This is a genomic window from Streptomyces saintjeani, assembly GCF_055409605.1.
On sequence record NZ_CP189624.1, the window covers coordinates 1,622,691 to 1,641,903 of the forward strand.

The 19,213-nt window shown below is 66.0% G+C and carries 12 protein-coding genes, 3 rRNA genes and 2 riboswitches; of the genes, 1 reads left to right on the plus strand and 14 read right to left on the minus strand.

All coding sequences use genetic code 11. From position 1 onward, the window contains the following. Positions 1-3: 3 nt before the first annotated feature. Positions 4-2,886, minus strand: a complete 2,883-nt coding sequence (gene gcvP, locus ACQCO7_RS07155; RefSeq protein ID WP_464071033.1) for an aminomethyl-transferring glycine dehydrogenase — start codon at positions 2,884-2,886, stop codon at positions 4-6. 60 nt (positions 2,887-2,946) lie between these two features. Further along, a riboswitch (glycine riboswitch) is annotated at positions 2,947-3,060 on the minus strand. Beyond that, positions 3,061-3,155, minus strand: a riboswitch (glycine riboswitch). It lies immediately after the preceding riboswitch. Positions 3,156-3,303: 148 nt separating this feature from the next. On the opposite strand from gcvP, the gene ACQCO7_RS07160 reads away from it, so the two are divergent. Beyond that, positions 3,304-3,678 (plus strand): PRC-barrel domain-containing protein, encoded by a 375-nt coding sequence (locus tag ACQCO7_RS07160; protein ID WP_109365044.1) that lies wholly within the window; start codon positions 3,304-3,306, stop codon positions 3,676-3,678. A gap of 10 nt (positions 3,679-3,688) precedes the next feature. Here the strand turns inward: ACQCO7_RS07160 and ACQCO7_RS07165 are convergent, their stop codons facing one another. The 13 genes from ACQCO7_RS07165 to ACQCO7_RS07225 all read right to left on the minus strand — a co-directional run bounded on the left by ACQCO7_RS07165 (position 3,689) and on the right by ACQCO7_RS07225 (position 18,939). Next, a complete protein-coding gene (locus tag ACQCO7_RS07165; RefSeq protein ID WP_464071034.1) occupies positions 3,689-5,044 on the minus strand; it encodes a DNA polymerase IV in 1,356 nt (451 codons plus the stop codon). Between the two features lie 59 nt (positions 5,045-5,103). Next, positions 5,104-5,751: a MerR family transcriptional regulator gene (locus tag ACQCO7_RS07170; protein ID WP_409116832.1), complete on the minus strand. Its 648-nt coding sequence runs from the start codon at positions 5,749-5,751 to the stop codon at positions 5,104-5,106. Between the two features lie 234 nt (positions 5,752-5,985). Beyond that, on the minus strand, positions 5,986-6,459 hold the full coding sequence (locus tag ACQCO7_RS07175) for a bifunctional nuclease family protein (RefSeq protein ID WP_004934251.1): 474 nt from the start codon (positions 6,457-6,459) through the stop codon (positions 5,986-5,988). Between the two features lie 83 nt (positions 6,460-6,542). Beyond that, the gene (gene ftsR / locus ACQCO7_RS07180) at positions 6,543-7,280 is read right to left on the minus strand and encodes a transcriptional regulator FtsR (protein WP_010350772.1); all 738 of its coding nucleotides are present in this window, start codon (positions 7,278-7,280) and stop codon (positions 6,543-6,545) included. A 41-nt stretch (positions 7,281-7,321) separates the two neighbouring features. Then, positions 7,322-8,203 carry an FHA domain-containing protein gene (locus tag ACQCO7_RS07185; protein ID WP_079056988.1) on the minus strand — a complete coding sequence of 294 codons (882 nt, stop codon included), beginning with the start codon at positions 8,201-8,203 and terminating at the stop codon, positions 7,322-7,324. Between the two features lie 82 nt (positions 8,204-8,285). Then, positions 8,286-9,116, minus strand: a complete 831-nt coding sequence (locus ACQCO7_RS07190) for a DUF881 domain-containing protein (protein WP_464071035.1) — start codon at positions 9,114-9,116, stop codon at positions 8,286-8,288. A 5-nt stretch (positions 9,117-9,121) separates the two neighbouring features. Then, positions 9,122-9,454 carry a small basic family protein gene (locus ACQCO7_RS07195; protein WP_003977440.1) on the minus strand — a complete coding sequence of 111 codons (333 nt, stop codon included), beginning with the start codon at positions 9,452-9,454 and terminating at the stop codon, positions 9,122-9,124. Then, complete coding sequence (locus ACQCO7_RS07200) at positions 9,451-10,287, minus strand: DUF881 domain-containing protein (protein WP_464077167.1); 837 nt, start codon at positions 10,285-10,287, stop codon at positions 9,451-9,453. The genes ACQCO7_RS07195 and ACQCO7_RS07200 overlap by 4 nt, the downstream gene beginning before the upstream one ends. 165 nt (positions 10,288-10,452) lie before the next feature. After that, positions 10,453-12,948 (minus strand): mannose-1-phosphate guanyltransferase, encoded by a 2,496-nt coding sequence (locus ACQCO7_RS07205; protein WP_010350768.1) that lies wholly within the window; start codon positions 12,946-12,948, stop codon positions 10,453-10,455. Positions 12,949-13,061: 113 nt separating this feature from the next. Next, positions 13,062-13,670 (minus strand): CDP-alcohol phosphatidyltransferase family protein, encoded by a 609-nt coding sequence (locus tag ACQCO7_RS07210; RefSeq protein ID WP_010350767.1) that lies wholly within the window; start codon positions 13,668-13,670, stop codon positions 13,062-13,064. A 110-nt stretch (positions 13,671-13,780) separates the two neighbouring features. Further along, a 5S ribosomal RNA gene (rrf, locus tag ACQCO7_RS07215) occupies positions 13,781-13,897 on the minus strand. A 91-nt stretch (positions 13,898-13,988) separates the two neighbouring features. Then, a 23S ribosomal RNA gene (locus tag ACQCO7_RS07220) occupies positions 13,989-17,112 on the minus strand. Positions 17,113-17,412: 300 nt separating this feature from the next. After that, positions 17,413-18,939: ribosomal RNA gene (locus ACQCO7_RS07225) — 16S ribosomal RNA — on the minus strand. Together the 16S, 23S and 5S rRNA genes form the textbook arrangement of a ribosomal RNA operon. Positions 18,940-19,213: the final 274 nt, after the last annotated feature.

Sequence of the window (19,213 nt, forward strand, 5' to 3'; positions counted from 1 at the left end):
CCCCTACTGGTAAGCCTCGAGCGGAGGGCAGGAACACACCAGATTCCGGTCCCCGTACGCCTGATCGATCCGCCGAACAGGAGGCCAGTACTTCTCGGAGACAGCCCCCTCACCGGGGAACACGGCCTCTTCCCGCGTATAGGAGTGATCCCACTCCCCGCTCAACGCGGCAGCGGTATGCGGAGCGTTCCGAAGCGGATTGTCATCCGCCCCCCACTCCCCGGCCCCCACCTTCTCGATCTCCCCCCGAATGGCGATCATCGCCGCACAGAACCGATCCAGCTCGGCCAGATCCTCGGACTCGGTGGGCTCGATCATCAGCGTCCCGGCAACGGGGAACGACATGGTCGGCGCATGGAACCCGTAGTCGATGAGCCGCTTGGCGACATCATCGACGCTCACCCCGGTCGCCTTGGCCAGGGGCCGCAGATCGATGATGCACTCGTGGGCGACCAGCCCCCCGGGCCCGGTGTAGAGCACGGGATAGTGAGGCTCAAGCCGCTTGGCGATGTAGTTCGCGGACAGCACGGCGACCTGAGTGGCCCGCTTCAGCCCTTCCCCGCCCATGAGCCGCACATAGGCCCAGGAGATGGGAAGAATCCCGGCAGACCCCCAGGGCGCGGCGGAAACAGGCCCCACCCCGGTAGCGGGCCCGGCCTCGCTCTGCAAGGGATGGTTGGGCAGATAGGGCGCGAGATGAGCCCGCACAGCCACAGGCCCGACGCCAGGCCCACCCCCACCGTGAGGAATGCAGAACGTCTTGTGCAGATTCAGATGGGAAACGTCCCCACCGAAATGCCCGGGCTTGGCCACCCCGACGAGCGCGTTCAGATTGGCCCCGTCGACATAGACCTGCCCACCGGCCTCATGGACGAGCCCGCAGATCTCCCCGACATGTTCCTCGAACACCCCGTGGGTGGACGGATAGGTGATCATCAGCACCGCGAGCTCGTCCCGGTACTGCCCGATCTTCCCCCGCAGATCCTCGACGTCGACCTCCCCGTCCTCGGAGGTCTTGACGACGACGACCTTCATCCCGGCCATCACCGCACTGGCCGCGTTGGTCCCATGGGCGGACGACGGAATGAGACACACGGTCCGCTGAAGATCCCCGTTGGCCCGGTGATAGGCCCGTACGGCGAGCAGCCCCGCCAACTCCCCCTGCGACCCGGCGTTGGGCTGGAGGGACACCTTGTCGTACCCGGTGACCTCGGCGAGCTGATCCTCCAGCTCGCGGATGAGCGTGAGGTATCCCCCGGCCTGCTCGACCGGCGCGAAGGGATGCAGCTGCCCGAACTCGGGCCAGGTGACCGGCTCCATCTCGGTCGTCGCGTTGAGCTTCATCGTGCAGGACCCGAGCGGAATCATCCCCCGGTCGAGCGCGTAGTCCCGATCGGCGAGCCGCCGCAGGTACCGCAGCATGGCGGTCTCGGACCGGTGCTGGTGGAACACGGGATGGGCCAGGACCTCGTCCCGCCGCAACACCTCGTCGCCCAGCCCCTCCTGAGCCGAAGCGTCGAACGAGTCCACATCCCCGGAAACCCCGAACGCCTGCCACACGATGCCGAGCTGGTCCCGCGTGGTGGTCTCGTCACAGGCGATGGACACATGGTCCTCGTCGACGAACCGCAGGTTCACCCCACCGTCCCGAGCGGCCTCGACGACCTGAGCCGCACCGCCGGGCACCCGCGCCAGCACCGTGTCGAAATAGGCCCGGTGGACGACGTCGACGCCCCCGATCCGCAGCCCCTCGGCGAGGACGGTGGCGTACCGATGCGTCTTCCAGGCGATCTGGCGCAGCCCGTCGGGCCCGTGGTACACGGCGTACATCCCGGCCATGACCGCGAGCAGCACCTGCGCCGTACAGATGTTGCTGGTCGCCTTCTCCCGCCGGATGTGCTGCTCGCGCGTCTGGAGCGCCAGCCGGTACGCCCGGTTGCCGTCCGCGTCGACGGACACCCCGACGAGCCGCCCGGGCAGGCTCCGCGCGAACTTCTCGTGCACGGCCATGTATCCGGCGTGCGGCCCCCCGAACCCCATCGGCACCCCGAACCGCTGCGTGGTCCCGACGGCGATGTCCGCCCCCAGCTCCCCGGGCGAGGTCAGCAGGGTCAACGCCAGCAGATCGGCGGCGACGGTGACGAGCGCACCCACCGCGTGCGCCTGCTCGACGAGCGGCTTGATGTCCCGTACGACGCCGGAGGCGCCGGGGTACTGGATCAACACCCCGTTGATCTCCCGCCCGGCGACCTCGGCCGGGATCCCGTCGCTGAGGTCGGCGACGACGACCTCGACGCCGGTCGGCTCGGCCCGCGTCCGGATCACGGCGACGGTCTGCGGGAACGCGTCCGCGTCGACGAGGAAGAGGCCCTTCTTGTTCTTCCCCATCCGCAGCGACAGCGCCATCGCCTCGGCGGCGGCCGTCCCCTCGTCCAGCAGCGAGGCCCCGGACGTCGGCAGCCCGGTCAGATCGGCCACCATCGTCTGGAAGTTGAGGAGCGCTTCGAGGCGTCCTTGGGAGATCTCCGGCTGGTACGGCGTGTACGCGGTGTACCAGGCGGGGTTCTCCATCACGTTCCGCAGGATGACGGGCGGCGTGAACGTCCCGTAGTACCCGAGCCCGATCATCGACCCGAGCACCTGGTTGCGGCCGGCCAGCTCCCGCAGCTCGGCGAGCACCTGCGCCTCGCTCCGCGCGCCCGGCAGGTCCAGCGCGGCGACGTTCTTGATGGCGTCCGGTACGGCGGCGGCGGTCAGCTCGTCCAGCGAGCCGTACCCGACCTGCGCGAGCATCTTGGCCTGGGCCTCGCGGTCGGGCCCGATATGGCGCTGTTCGAAGGGAACGCCCTGCTCCAGGGCGCTGAGCGGGGTACGGGGAGGGGTCATGAGGGGGCCTCCTGGCCGAGACGACCTTCGGTGGCACCACGGCTGTGGGGTGCCCGAACGGCCTCCCCCTCTGTCATCTCGACCTGAGAGCTTCACCGGCCGCCCGAGAGCGCCCGGCTTTCACCGTCGGTGAGAGCGGACGCCGTCGACATCCGCCCTGCTTTCCAGAGTGACCTCGCCCGTGCGGTACGTGAGCCTGAGAGATTCCGGGGAGGAGTTGCTCCTTCGGCGCCTCCGCACGATCCGGAGGACTCTCCCGCACAGGGTCGACAGCCACTTTCACCTTACCAGCGAGGTCAACGCCCCAGCCTTCGAGTGGCCACCGGGCCCGAAGTGCTCTTTCGTAGTCCTTACGACGACTTTCCGGTGACGACGACCGACGACGGCTTCGGCCGCCCCGCGACCAGTGGAGGGCCCGTGCAGACCGACATCGATCCGCGCAACCTGATCGGCCGCAAGGCGTACGACCGGCACGGCGCGAAGATCGGCACGATCGACGAGGTCTACCTCGACGACGCGACCGGCGTCCCGGAGTGGGCCGCCATAAGGACGGGCCTGTTCACCCGCGACGCCTTCGTCCCCCTGGAGACCAGCGAACTCGTCGAGGGCACCCTGCACGTCCCCTACGACCGCGCCCTCATCAAGGACGCCCCCGACTTCGGCGTGGGCCGCCACCTCTCCCCCGCCCAGGAACTCCAGCTCTACCACCACTACGGCATGGACACCGTCGCCCCCACCCCACCGGAGGACCGCGACTTCGGCACCATCGCCGGCGACGACCCGCCCGCCTAGCCGCAGCACCCTAGACCCCCTGCGCACAGGCGCCCCCCGCCGCCAACGGCAACGCCTCCGCCTGCTCCAACTCCGGATCGTCGACCCGGAACGTCCGCACCCGCCCCGGCACCGCATCCCCCGGCGTCTCGAACCGCACGGTCACCCGCCCCACCCCGCTCCCCTGCACCCACCCCTGCCCGAACCCGGCGTGCCGCACATCCTGCCCCGGCCACCACCGATGCTCGACGGGCACCGCCTCCACGACCACCTCCCCCGGCATCTGAGGCGCCTCCTCCTCGTCCCGCACCTCCTCCGCGGCCTGCGCGAACAGGTCCTCCTGCGTGAAGTCGGCGAGCCCCGACACCCCGACCCCGAGCAGCCGCACCCCGCCGGTCGTGTCCACGGACTCCAGCAGCCGCGCCGCGGCCTCCCGCACGACCGCCGGATCGTCGGTGGGCCCGCGCAGCGTCTCGGACCGGGTCAGCGTCGAGAAGTCGTACCGCCGCACCTTCAGCACGATCGTCCGCCCCGACAGCCGGGCCTCCCGCAGCCGGTGCACGCACCGGTCCGCGAGCCGCCGCACCTCGAACCCGACCCGCAGCCGGTCATGGATGTCCACGTCGTACGTGTCCTCCACGGACACCGACTTGGTCTCCCGCTCGGCGACCACGGGCCGGTCGTCGCGCGCGAGCGCCATCGCGTACAGCCCCTGACCGTGCGCCTTGCCGAGCAGCCGGACGAGTTCGTCCTCGCCCGCCCCGGCGATCTCGTCGACCGTGGTGATCCCGGCCCGGCGCAGATGGTCGCCGGTGGCCGGGCCGACCCCGGGCAGTGTCCGCACCGGCATCGGCCCGAGCAGCGCGCGTTCCGTACCCGGCTCGATCAGCAGCAGGCCGTCCGGCTTGGCCCGCTCGGAGGCGATCTTCGCGAGCATCTTGGACGCCGCGAGCCCCACCGACCCCGTCAGGCCCGTGACGGCCCGTATGTCCGCCCGCAGCCTGCTCCCCGTCTCCCGCGCCGACGCGCTGTCCCGGGCCGCCCCCTCGGCCTCCAGGTCCACGAACGCCTCGTCCAGGCTGAGCGGCTCCACCAGCGGCGACAGCTCCCGCAGCAGCCCCATCACCTGCTCGCTGATCGCCCGGTAGACCCCGAACCGCGGAAAGAGATACGCCGCGTTGGGCGCGAGCCTGCGCGCCTGCGCCATCGGCATCGCCGAGTGCACCCCGAACACCCGGGCCTCGTACGACGCGGTCGCCACCACCCCGCGCGGCCCGAGCCCGCCGACGACGACCGCCTTCCCGCGCAGGCTCGGCTTGGCCGCCTGCTCCACCGAGGCGTAGAAGGCGTCCATGTCGAGGTGCAGGACCGTCGGCGCGTTTCTCACATCTCCGATGCTGCACCACGCCACTGACAACGGGCCCGAACACGCGCCCGAGAACGCCGTCAGACCGCCTTGTGCCGCCGCCGCGCCAGCTCGTCCGCCGGGTTGTGCCCGACCAGGGTCTCGCCGGTGTCGACCCGCTCGCCGTGCAGCTGCGACAGCGCGCCCTCCACGTCCCGCCAGACCACGCCGACGGCGATCCCGAAGACGCCCTGGCCGCCCTGGAGCAGCGCGTGGACCTCGTCCGGCGAGGTGCACTCGTACACAGTCGCGCCGTCGCTCATGAGGGTCATGCGCTCCAGGTCGCGGAAGCCCTGTTCCCTCAGATGCAGCACCGCGCCGCGGATGTTCTGGAGGGACACGCCGGTGTCGAGGAAACGCTTCACGATCTTCAGGACGACGACGTCCCGAAAACTGTAGAGGCGCTGGGTCCCCGACCCGTAGGCGGGCCGCACGCTCGGCTCGACGAGCCCGGTGCGTGCCCAGTAGTCCAGTTGCCGGTAGGTGATGCCCGCGGCTGCACACGCCGTCGGACCTCGGTAGCCGATCTCCTCGGACGCCATCGCCGCCGCCCCCTTGCTGCTGCTCGGCACGGCCGCCGGGCGCTGGGGAGCGTGATCGGCCGCGCTGCCGTGAAGCCGGTACGGGCCATTTCCCCCGAACCCTCGTCCGGGGGCACCCCCAGCCGTACCGTCGCCGCTGCTTCTCACGCCGACCTCCGTCCTTGACCTGCCTTCTCGACGGTAGGCAGTCACCAGGGGTGCGTCAACGATCGCCACACTCGGCACGCCGAGTGATAATCACCCTGGGAGTGGTTTCCCGCGCCCCACCGCGGGGAAAGGCTAGCCGAATGCGCTGAGACGATGCCGTAGGACGCTCTCACTGGCCGCTGGCAATTGCCGAACCGAGACGCCATCGTCACCGACGAGTGTCCGGCGGACGGGTCACTGGTTGCTGGTGCCGAAGTCCTCGGGCGAGATCTGGTCGAGGAACTCGCGGAACTTCTCCACCTCGTCCTCCTGCTCGTCCGGGATGGCGATGCCCGCGTCGTCGAGCACCGTGTCGCTGCCGTAGATCGGCGTGCCGGTGCGCAGGGCGAGCGCTATGGCGTCGGACGGGCGGGCGCTGACCTCGACACCGCTGGCGAAGACCAGCTCGGCGTAGAAGACGCCTTCCCTGAGGTCCGTGATGCGCACTTCGGTCAGCTCCTGGCCGACGGCCTCCAGCACGTCCTTGAACAGGTCGTGGGTGAGGGGCCGGGCGGGGGCCATGCCCTGCTGGGCGAAGGCGATCGCGGTCGCCTCCCCCGGTCCGATCCAGATGGGGAGGTAACGGTCGCCTCCCACTTCGCGCAGGAGCACGATCGGTTGGTTGGAGGGCATTTCGACCCGGACACCTACGACATCGAGCTCGTTCACACAGCAACCCTAGGCCGTGCCCGGGACGTTTGGGTAGTCGGGCCCCTACCGGACGGCCGATCCGCCCAGGGCGAACGCCCGTGTCAGGGCAGCCGCACCCCGAGGGCGGTCTGCACCAGCGCGGAGTGCAGCCGGACCGTCAGCAAGGCGAGTTCCTTCGTACGGGCCTGGGCGAGGGCCCGCGTCTGGGGGTTGCGGTGCAGCCGCAGCGGGGCGACGACCTGGTCGACGAGCCCGGCCTCGCGATCCGCCGCCGCCTTCATCACCCGAAGGTGTCGCGGCTCGATCCCGAAGCGCCCGAGTTCCACGACGAGCGCGGCGACGGTGGCCGTCTCGGCGTCGTACACGCCGTCCTCCAGGGGGACGACGAGGCCGTAGGACTCCCACTCGGCGAGTTCCCGCTCGTCGATGCCGGCGGCGGCCAGCAGCTCGGCGCGGCCGATGCGGGCGACGGTGGGGGTGTCACCGGGGTCGGGGACGGGTTCGCCGTCCCGCTGCCTGCCCACGGTCGGCAGGGGGACGGCCTCGCCGCGCTCCAGGGCCTCCAGGTGCTCCCGGATGACCTTGAGCGGCAGGTAGTGGTCCCGCTGGAGCCGCAGGATGCGAGCGAGCCGCTCGACGTCCCGCGGACTGAACTTCCGGTACCCCGAGGGGGTCCGCTCGGGCTCGACGAGCCCTTCCGACTCCAGGAAGCGGATCTTGGAGACGGTGACTTCGGGGAATTCGTCCCGCAGCACGTTCAGCACGGCGCCGATGCTCATCGGCCCGGCCTCCGTGGCGGCGGTGCCGTCTCCGGCACCGCCCCTCGGTGTTCTCAGCATGGACCTTCCCTGGGAGAACCCCCGGACGAGTCCGGGGCGGGTCAGTAACCGCGCTGGCTCGCGTAGAAGACCAGGCGGTACTTGCCGATCTGCACCTCGTCGCCGTTGTTCAGCGCGACCTCGTCGATCCGCTCGCGGTTGACGTAGGTGCCGTTGAGACTGCCGACGTCCGCGACCTTGAACGAGCCGTCCGGGCCACGCCGGAACTCCACGTGGCGGCGCGAGACCGTCACGTCGTCCAGGAAGATGTCGCTCTGCGGGTGACGGCCGGCCGTCGTCAGGTCGCCGTCCAGCAGGAAGCGGCTGCCCGAGTTGGGACCCCGGCGGACCACCAGCAGGGCCGAGCCCAGCGGCAGCGCCTCGACGGCGGCCTGCGCCTCGGGCGACAGCGCCGGGAGCGCGGTCTGGCCGGTGACCTCGGAGTCGTACGCCTCAAGGCCGGAGATGGAGATGGTGGAGGTCGTCTCCGAGGCGCGCTCGGGCGTCACACCCGGACGCAGCGGGGCGCCGCAGTTGGAACAGAAGCGACTGTTCTCCGCGTTGCGGTTACCGCACCTCGAACACACCAGGGCCGACATAGGGGAAAACCCTCCACCCGCACTTGAGGCTGACGGTTGTCCGAAACCTATGTCGCCGGACTGCGCAGGGTCAACAGACGCCGCGCCCTGACCTCCGGGAATGTCACCCCCAGCCACCTGATCGCGGAACAGCGGACGCTGACCCTCGTCGCCTGGCTGTGCGCGATGGCGGGCGGTGGCGTTCTCGCCGCCCTCTCCTCGCGCGCTCTTGCCGAACAACTTCGCAAACAACTTCACGGGCGATTCCCCTTGACCGAAACAGACCCGCCCGTGGGGCAGGACGAACCCTGACTCAATACACCGGCCGACCCGGACACCTTCACAACGTCCGTATCCACCAGACAGTTTCCACCACCGACCACCCGATCGGTGCGCCGACCCCCCGCAACCTCGTGCCCCTGCCGGACGGCCCGCATGCACCCCCGGTTCACCGGGACGACGACCGAGCGTAGTCAGGCTGCTTCGCCGCCCGCAAGGCGTCCACAACGATCTTGTCGGATCGCTCCACGGTGACCGTGGCCTGCTCCTTCTCCAGGGTCTGCACCACACCTCCCGGGATGTTGAGCGCCGGTTCCAGATCCTCGGGCTTGCCGATGACCTGGAAACGATACGGAGTGCGGATCTGGTTCCCGTCCACGCTCACTCCGTTGTCGCCGTCCGTGAAATACGTCCCGGCGACGACGCGTACGCCGTTCACCTGGATCGCCTCCGCCCCGGCCGCGCGCAGCTCCTGGATCGCGTCGAGCAGCATGTCCGCCTCGACCGTCCCCTTCGTGTCGTCGATGGTCATCGTGATACCCGGCCCCTGGGCCGCCACCGTGCCCGCGAGGATGCCGAGTTGCCTCTCCTTCTCGATCGTCTGCTTCCGGGCCTCCTCGGCCTGGTCGGAGCTGTTCTCCAGCTCCTGACGCTGCTTGTCGAGCCCGGTCTTCTCGTCCTCAAGACGCCTGCTGCGGTCGTCCAGTTCATCGAGGATCCGTACGAGGTCCTCCTGGCGTGCGCCGCGCAGCGCGTTGTCGCTGTCACTGTTGGAGGCGACCTGGACGGCGAGTCCGAAGCCGAGGCCGAACAGCAGCAGGGCGACGATCAGCTGAGCGCGCGTCACCCGGGGCGGCCACAGCCCCTGCGCGAGGCGCTGACGGCCGGTCGCCTCGGGCCCGGCGGGCGGCTCGTCGGCCTCGCGCGCGGGCGCCGCCTCGATCTCCTGCGGCAGTTCCCTGCGCAGCCGGTTGCCGGGTTCCCGCTCTCCTTGGCTCATCGGGGTCACGCCCGGAAGACGTGCCGGCGGATCGCCGCGGCGTTCGAGAAGATCCGGATGCCGAGGACCACCACGACACCCGTCGACAACTGGGCGCCCACGCCCAGCTTGTCGCCCAGGAACACGATCAGCGCGGCGACGACCACGTTCGACAGGAACGACACCACGAAGACCTTGTCGTCGAAGATGCCGTCGAGCATGGCCCGCAACCCGCCGAAGACGGCGTCCAGCGCCGCCACCACGGCGATCGGCAGATACGGCTCGACGGCGGCCGGAACCTCGGGCCGGACCAACAGGCCGGCCACGACTCCCACGACGAGGCCCAGTACGGCGATCACGATGTGCCTTTCTCACTTCTCGGCTGTGCGGTTCGGACGATCACACTCGGCGCCGCGGGAAGCCGCAGGTCCTTCTCCGTGGAGATGGCCGTCCGAATGCCGTAGTTCTCCTGGAGAGCGTTCAGATACAGGCCGTCCGCGCTGTTCTGGAACCGGGTGCTCAGCTTGTCCCCGTCCCCCACGGCGAGCACCGTGTAGGGCGGCACCAGCGGCTTGTTGTCGACCAGTATCGCCTCCCCCGCGGCCCTGATCGCCGACAGCGCCGTCAGCCGCTGCCCGTTGACGGAGACGGCCTCCGCGCCGGACTCCCACATGCCGTTGACGACCCGCTGGAGATCCCGGTCGCGCACCCGCCCGGTGTCCGAGAAACCGGACGTCTCGCGCGGGTCGGCGCCCCCGCCCGTGGTCGCCTCCTTGGCGTCGTCCACGACGAGCTTGACGCCAGGACCGTGCACGGCGACGGCCCCCGACAGGATGCCCACCAGGTCCGCCCGGCCGCTGCCGCCGCTGTTCTCCAGGGCCTGGCGCTGACGGGCGCTCACCTCGTCCCGGAGGGTGTCCACGGTCTTCTCCAGCTTGTCCGCGGTCTCCGTCTCCCGGTCGATCCGGTCGATCAGCTCCTGGCGCTCCTTGGCCACCACAGGGGCCGACACCCGCGCCTGGGCCGCGCCCACGGTCACGACGAGCGCCGCGAGCACCAGCCCGCCGGCCAGCCCGAGTTTCGCCTTCAGCGTCTTGGGCAGGCCGCCAGTCCCCTCGGCCTTCCGGCGCGCGGCGGCCTCGGCGTAGCCCTCGTCGAGGCTGTGGTCCATGACGTTGGTGAGCAGCGACATGGAGGCGTCCGGACGCGACGCGCGCGCGGGTGTGCTCCGAACGGGGGGCTGCTGCGGCATGCCGCACATCGTCGCACGTCGCGGCCACTGCTTCCGAACGGCCCCACCGGCGTGCCGGACAGGCCCCCTTGGGGACACTTGTCCGGCACGCGCGGGTGCCCGGCTTCAGCTGCCGGCGCCGTCCACCACCGACGACCACTCGTCCAGCAGGGCCTGCGCGGAGGCGTCGTCCGGCCCCTCGGCCCACAGATGGGTGACCGCCTCGGCCGGATCGGGCAGCACCATCACCCAGCGCCCGTCCGTCTCGACCACCCGCACGCCGTCCGTGGTGTCCACGAAGCGCTCTCCGGCCTCTTCGACGACCCGCCGCATCACGAGCCCCTTGACGGCCCACGGGGTCGCCACATCACGCTTCAGGACGTGCGCCCGCGGAATCCGCGCATCGATCTGACTCAACGTCAACTGCGTCCGCGCGACCAGCCCGATCAGCCGTACGAAGGCGGCGGTCCCGTCGAACACCCCGCTGAACTCCGGGATGATGAACCCGCCCTTGCCGTCCCCGCCGAAGATCGTCGCCTCCTCGCGCCCGACCCGCGTCAGGTCGTCCGGCGACGTCGTCGTCCACTCGACCTGCGTGCCGTGGTACGCCGCGACCTGCTCGGCGATCCGCGTCGTCGTCACCGGCATCGCCACCCGCCCGCTGCGCCGCTCGGCGGCCACCAGGTCGAGCATCACCAGCAGCGCCCGGTCGTCCTCGATGATCCGCCCCTTCTCGTCGACGAGCGACAGCCGCTCGCCTACGGGGTCGAACCGCACCCCGAACGCGGCCCGCGACGACGCCACGATCTCCCCGAGCCGTACCAGCCCGCCCCGCCGCATGTCCCCCGTCTCTGTCGGCCGTGCCTCGTCGAGCCCCGGATTGACGGTCAGCGAGTCCACCCCGAGCTTCCCCAGCAGACTCGGCAGAACGAGCCCGGCGCTCCCGTTCGACGCGTCCACGACGACTTTCAGCCCGGACTCCGCGACCCCGGACGTGTCGACGTTCCGCAGCAACGACCCCGTGTACGAGTCGAACACGCTCGCCGGAAAATGCAGATCCCCGATCTCCCCGGGGAACGCCCGCCGGTACTCCTGCCGCGCGAACACCCGGTCCAGCTTCCGCTGACTGGCCTGCGAAAGATCGGCCCCCTGCCCGTCGAAGAACATGATGTCCACCGAGTCCGGCACCCCGGGCGAGGTCCGGATCATGATCCCGCCCGCACTCCCTCTCGCGGTCTGCTGCCGCGCCACGGGCAGCGGTACGTTCTCCAGGTCCCGTACGTCGATGGCGCTCGCCTGCAACGCGGAGATCACCGCCCGCTTCAGCGCCCGCGCGCCACGCGAGTGATCGCGGGCCGTGGTGACGGTCGCCCCCTTCTTCAGGGTCGTCGCATAGGCCCCCGCCAGCCGTACGGCCAGCTCCGGGGTGATCTCGACGTTCAGGATCCCCGACACCCCCCGGGCACCGAAGAGATGCGCCTGACCGCGCGACTCCCAGATCACCGAGGTGTTGACGAACGCGCCGGCCTCGATCGTCTTGAACGGATAGACCCGCACGTTCCCCTGGACGATCGACTCCTCGCCGATCAGACACTCGTCCCCGATGACCGCGCCGTCCTCGATCCGCGCGGCCCGCATGATGTCGGTGTTCTTGCCGACGACACAGCCCCGCAGATTGCTCTGCTGCCCGACGTACACGTTGTCGTGCACGACCGCCTTGTGCAGAAACGCCCCGCTCTTGACGACGACGTTCGACCCGACGACCGTATGCTCCCGGATCTCCGCCCCGGCTTCGACCTTCGCGTAGTCCCCGATGTACAGCGGACCGCGCAGTACGGCGTCGGGATGTACGTCGGCGCCTTCGGCGACCCAGACGCCCGGCGAGATCTCGAACCCGTCGATCTCGACGTCGACCTTGCCTTCGAGGACGTCGGCCTGGGCCTTCACGTAGCTCTCGTGCGTCCCGACGTCCTCCCAGTAGCCCTCGGCGATATAGCCGTAGACCGGCTTGCCTTCCTTCATCAGCTGTGGGAAGACGTCACCGGACCAGTCCACCGGCACATCGGCCTCGACATAGTCGAAGACCTCGGGCTCCATGACGTAGATCCCGGTGTTCACCGTGTCGGAGAAGACCTGGCCCCAGGTCGGCTTTTCGAGGAACCGCTCGACCTTGCCCTCCTCGTCGACGATCGTGATCCCGAATTCCAGCGGGTTGGGGACCCTGGTCAGACAGACCGTGACCAGCGCCCCCTTCTCCTTGTGGAAAGCGATGAGGTCGGTGAGGTCGAAGTCGGTCAGCGCATCGCCGGAGATGACGAGGAAAGCATCGTCCTTCAACGCCGCTTCGGCGTTCTTGACGCTCCCGGCGGTACCGAGTGGCTTCTCCTCGTTGGCATAACTGAGCTCCATTCCGAGCTCTTCGCCATCACCGAAGTAGTTCTTGACCAGCGATGCCAGGAACTGGACAGTAACGACGGTCTCGTTGAGACCATGCCTTTTGAGCAGCCGCAGAACGTGCTCCATGATCGGCCTGTTGGCCACCGGCAGGAGCGGTTTGGGCATGCTTGAGGTCATGGGACGAAGGCGTGTGCCCTCGCCTCCGGCCATCACGACGGCCTTCATGTCGGAAGCGTCCTCCTTGAAGAAACGACGGTCTAGCCGACTTCACCCGTCCAGATTGTCCCGCAGTTCTCCGCCGCGGGCCATCGAGGCACTGCTGACGCCCATCGGCGAGCTCAGTCGGCCATGGCGTCCGCACGAATCAGGCGGCGGACCTGTACCACGTAGAGGACTCCTGCCCACCAATACAGCGTTGTACCCCACCCTGCGAACGCCCAGCCGAAAATCGCACCGAGTGACGCGAGCCAGCCACTTCCGTCACTGAGCAGCAACAGCGGGAAGGCGTACATCAGGTTGAAGGTCGCGGCCTTCCCGAGGAAGTTCACCTGTGGCGGCGGATAGCCGTGCCGCCTGAGGATGCCCACCATCACCAGGAGGACCAGTTCTCGCGCGAGAAGTACAGCCGTCAACCAGAGCGGGAGAATCTCGCGCCAGGTGAGGCCGACGAGCGTCGAGAGAATGTACAGCCGGTCCGCCGCCGGATCGAGCAGCCGGCCGAGACTGCTGATCTGGTTCCACTTCCGGGCGAGCTTGCCGTCCAGGTAGTCGCTGATACCGCTCAGTGCGAGCACCAGAAACGCCCAGCCGTCGCTCTTCGGCCCCCCGAACTCGGGCCTGAGAATCAGCCACAGAAAGATCGGCACGCCGACAAGACGCGCCATGCTGAGGATGTTCGGGATGGTGAGGACCCGGTCAGTCTGGACACGGGTCTCCTGGACCTCCACCCGGGGGCCTCCAGTAGAAAATGAGCCAACGATGCACCTTGACCCTACCTCAACGCAAAAAAGCTCTGGCTCCTGGGCTTGTGTGCCCAAGAGCCAGAGCTCTAAAAGGAGTTCGGCGGCGTCCTACTCTCCCACAGGGTCCCCCCTGCAGTACCATCGGCGCTGTAAGGCTTAGCTTCCGGGTTCGGAATGTAACCGGGCGTTTCCCTCACGCTATAACCACCGAAACACTATGAAACACATCAACCGCACCACACCATGAACCATGACATGGGGTTGTTCGTGGTTTCAGAACCAACACAGTGGACGCGAGCAACTGAGGACAAGCCCTCGGCCTATTAGTACCAGTCACCTCCACCCCTTACAGGGCTTCCAGATCTGGCCTATCAACCCAGTCGTCTACTGGGAGCCTTACCCTCTCAAGGAGGTGGGAACACTCATCTCGAAGCAGGCTTCCCGCTTAGATGCTTTCAGCGGTTATCCCTCCCGAACGTAGCCAACCAGCCATGCCCTTGGCAGAACAACTGGCACACCAGAGGTTCGTCCGTCCCGGTCCTCTCGTACTAGGGACAGCCCTTCTCAATGTTCCTGCGCGCGCAGCGGATAGGGACCGAACTGTCTCACGACGTTCTAAACCCAGCTCGCGTACCGCTTTAATGGGCGAACAGCCCAACCCTTGGGACCGACTCCAGCCCCAGGATGCGACGAGCCGACATCGAGGTGCCAAACCATCCCGTCGATATGGACTCTTGGGGAAGATCAGCCTGTTATCCCCGGGGTACCTTTTATCCGTTGAGCGACGGCGCTTCCACAAGCCACCGCCGGATCACTAGTCCCGACTTTCGTCCCTGCTCGACCCGTCGGTCTCACAGTCAAGCTCCCTTGTGCACTTACACTCAACACCTGATTACCAACCAGGCTGAGGGAACCTTTGGGCGCCTCCGTTACTCTTTAGGAGGCAACCGCCCCAGTTAAACTACCCATCAGACACTGTCCCTGATCCGGATCACGGACCCAGGTTAGACATCCAGCACGACCAGACTGGTATTTCAACGACGACTCCACAACCACTGGCGTGATCGCTTCAAAGTCTCCCAGCTATCCTACACAAGCCGAACCGAACACCAATATCAAACTGTAGTAAAGGTCCCGGGGTCTTTCCGTCCTGCTGCGCGAAACGAGCATCTTTACTCGTAGTGCAATTTCACCGGGCCTATGGTTGAGACAGTCGAGAAGTCGTTACGCCATTCGTGCAGGTCGGAACTTACCCGACAAGGAATTTCGCTACCTTAGGATGGTTATAGTTACCACCGCCGTTTACTGGCGCTTAAGTTCTCAGCTTCGCCACACCGAAACGTGACTAACCGGTCCCCTTAACGTTCCAGCACCGGGCAGGCGTCAGTCCGTATACATCGCCTTACGGCTTCGCACGGACCTGTGTTTTTAGTAAACAGTCGCTTCTCGCTGGTCTCTGCGGCCACCCCCAGCTCAAGGAGCAAGTCCTCTCACCAGTGATGGCCCCCCTTCTCCCGAAGTTACGGGGGCATTTTGCCGAGTTCCTTAACCATAGTTCACCCGAACGCCTCGGTATTCTCTACCAGACCACCTGAGTCGGTTTAGGGTACGGGCCGCCATGAAACTCGCTAGAGGCTTTTCTCGACAGCATAGGATCATCCACTTCACCACAATCGGCTCGGCATCAGGTCTCAGCCTCAATGTGCGACGGATTTGCCTATCGCACGGCCTACACCCTTACCCCGGGACAACCACCGCCCGGGATGGACTACCTTCCTGCGTCACCCCATCACTCACCTACTGCAAGTCTGGTCCGTCGGCTCCACCACTTCCCTTTGCCCGAAGGCTCCGGGACGGCTTCACGGACTTAGCATCGCCTGGTTCAATGTTTGACGCTTCACAGCGGGTACCGGAATATCAACCGGTTATCCATCGACTACGCCTGTCGGCCTCGCCTTAGGTCCCGACTTACCCTGGGCAGATCAGCTTGACCCAGGAACCCTTAGTCAATCGGCGCACACGTTTCCCACGTGTGAATCGCTACTCATGCCTGCATTCTCACTCGTGAACCGTCCACCACTGCCTTCCGGCGCAGCTTCACCCGGCACACGACGCTCCCCTACCCATCACAGCACCCGTTGGGGCTATACGCTGCAATGACACGACTTCGGCGGTACGCTTGAGCCCCGCTACATTGTCGGCGCGGAATCACTAGACCAGTGAGCTATTACGCACTCTTTCAAGGGTGGCTGCTTCTAAGCCAACCTCCTGGTTGTCTCTGCGACTCCACATCCTTTCCCACTTAGCGTACGCTTAGGGGCCTTAGTCGATGCTCTGGGCTGTTTCCCTCTCGACCATGGAGCTTATCCCCCACAGTCTCACTGCCGCGCTCTCACTTACCGGCATTCGGAGTTTGGCTAAGGTCAGTAACCCGGTAGGGCCCATCGCCTATCCAGTGCTCTACCTCCGGCAAGAAACACACGACGCTGCACCTAAATGCATTTCGGGGAGAACCAGCTATCACGGAGTTTGATTGGCCTTTCACCCCTAACCACAGGTCATCCCCCAGGTTTTCAACCCTGGTGGGTTCGGTCCTCCACGAAGTCTTACCTCCGCTTCAACCTGCCCATGGCTAGATCACTCCGCTTCGGGTCTTGAGCGTGCTACTGAAACGCCCTGTTCGGACTCGCTTTCGCTACGGCTACCCCACCCGGGTTAACCTCGCAACACACCGCAAACTCGCAGGCTCATTCTTCAAAAGGCACGCAGTCACGACGTTGCATGCAAGCATGCAACGCGACGCTCCCACGGCTTGTAGGCACACGGTTTCAGGTACTATTTCACTCCGCTCCCGCGGTACTTTTCACCATTCCCTCACGGTACTATCCGCTATCGGTCACCAGGGAATATTTAGGCTTAGCGGGTGGTCCCGCCAGATTCACACGGGATTTCTCGGGCCCCGTGCTACTTGGGTGTCTCTCAAACGAGCCGTTGACGTTTCGACTACGGGGGTCTTACCCTCTACGCCGGACCTTTCGCATATCCTTCGCCTACATCAACGGTTTCTGACTCGTCTCACAGCCGGCAGACTGTGAAAGAGAGATCCCACAACCCCCACGACGCAACCCCTGCCGGGTCTCACACGTCGTAGGTTTGGCCTCATCCGGTTTCGCTCGCCACTACTCCCGGAATCACGGTTGTTTTCTCTTCCTGAGGGTACTGAGATGTTTCACTTCCCCTCGTTCCCTCCACATACCCTATGTGTTCAGGTATGGGTGACAGCCCATGACGACTGCCGGGTTTCCCCATTCGGAAACCCCCGGATCAAAGCCTGGTTGACGGCTCCCCGGGGACTATCGTGGCCTCCCACGTCCTTCATCGGTTCCTGGTGCCAAGGCATCCACCGTGCGCCCTTAAAAACTTGGCCACAGATGCTCGCGTCCACTGTGCAGTTCTCAAACAACGACCAACCACCCGTCACAACCCACTCACGCAGGTTTTCACCGGGGTCGGCATCACGAGGGGGTTCATTCCCTCAGACACCCAACAGCGTGCCCGACCCGAACCCGTCCGGAGATCATGCTTTCCACGCCCCTAAGGACAGTACTTGCAGCCTCCGACCCGATGTTCCGGCCGAATAATCAACGTTCCACCCATGAGCAACCACCGCAGAACGTTCGCCTGCGTTATGGCCCTGGCTGCCTTACGGCAGCTAGATGCTCCTTAGAAAGGAGGTGATCCAGCCGCACCTTCCGGTACGGCTACCTTGTTACGACTTCGTCCCAATCGCCAGTCCCACCTTCGACAGCTCCCTCCCCGTGAGGGGTTGGGCCACCGGCTTCGGGTGTTACCGACTTTCGTGACGTGACGGGCGGTGTGTACAAGGCCCGGGAACGTATTCACCGCAGCAATGCTGATCTGCGATTACTAGCAACTCCGACTTCATGGGGTCGAGTTGCAGACCCCAATCCGAACTGAGACAGGCTTTTTGAGATTCGCTCCACCTCACGGTTTCGCAGCTCTTTGTACCTGCCATTGTAGCACGTGTGCAGCCCAAGACATAAGGGGCATGATGACTTGACGTCGTCCCCACCTTCCTCCGAGTTGACCCCGGCGGTCTCCTGTGAGTCCCCGTCACCCCGAAGGGCACGCTGGCAACACAGGACAAGGGTTGCGCTCGTTGCGGGACTTAACCCAACATCTCACGACACGAGCTGACGACAGCCATGCACCACCTGTACACCGACCACAAGGGGGCGACCATCTCTGGCCGTTTCCGGTGTATGTCAAGCCTTGGTAAGGTTCTTCGCGTTGCGTCGAATTAAGCCACATGCTCCGCTGCTTGTGCGGGCCCCCGTCAATTCCTTTGAGTTTTAGCCTTGCGGCCGTACTCCCCAGGCGGGGAACTTAATGCGTTAGCTGCGGCACCGACGACGTGGAATGTCGCCAACACCTAGTTCCCACCGTTTACGGCGTGGACTACCAGGGTATCTAATCCTGTTCGCTCCCCACGCTTTCGCTCCTCAGCGTCAGTATCGGCCCAGAGATCCGCCTTCGCCACCGGTGTTCCTCCTGATATCTGCGCATTTCACCGCTACACCAGGAATTCCGATCTCCCCTACCGAACTCTAGCCTGCCCGTATCGAATGCAGACCCGGGGTTAAGCCCCGGGCTTTCACATCCGACGCGACAAGCCGCCTACGAGCTCTTTACGCCCAATAATTCCGGACAACGCTTGCGCCCTACGTATTACCGCGGCTGCTGGCACGTAGTTAGCCGGCGCTTCTTCTGCAGGTACCGTCACTTTCGCTTCTTCCCTGCTGAAAGAGGTTTACAACCCGAAGGCCGTCATCCCTCACGCGGCGTCGCTGCATCAGGCTTCCGCCCATTGTGCAATATTCCCCACTGCTGCCTCCCGTAGGAGTCTGGGCCGTGTCTCAGTCCCAGTGTGGCCGGTCGCCCTCTCAGGCCGGCTACCCGTCGTCGCCTTGGTGAGCCATTACCTCACCAACAAGCTGATAGGCCGCGGGCTCATCCTTCACCGCCGGAGCTTTCGACCCCCGCCCATGCAGGCAGGAGTGATATCCGGTATTGGACCCCGTTTCCAGGGCTTGTCCCAGAGTGAAGGGCAGATTGCCCACGTGTTACTCACCCGTTCGCCACTAATCCACCCCGAAGGGCTTCATCGTTCGACTTGCATGTGTTAAGCACGCCGCCAGCGTTCGTCCTGAGCCAGGATCAAACTCTCCGTGAATGTTTACCCGTTATCGGGTGCACAACACAGAAGAGCGGAACGATCGGAGGAATAATCCGACCGTTCGCAGCGTCCTCGCTGTGTTTGTTTCAAAGGAACCTCATCCTCGGCCATCGGCCGGGGACGGGGTATCAACTAATCTGGCGTTGATTTTTGGCACGCTGTTGAGTTCTCAAGGAACGGACGCTTCCTTCGTACTCACCCTCTCGGGCTTTTCTCCGGGCTTTTCCCTTCGGTCTTGCGTTTCCGACTCTATCAGATCCTTTTCCGATCC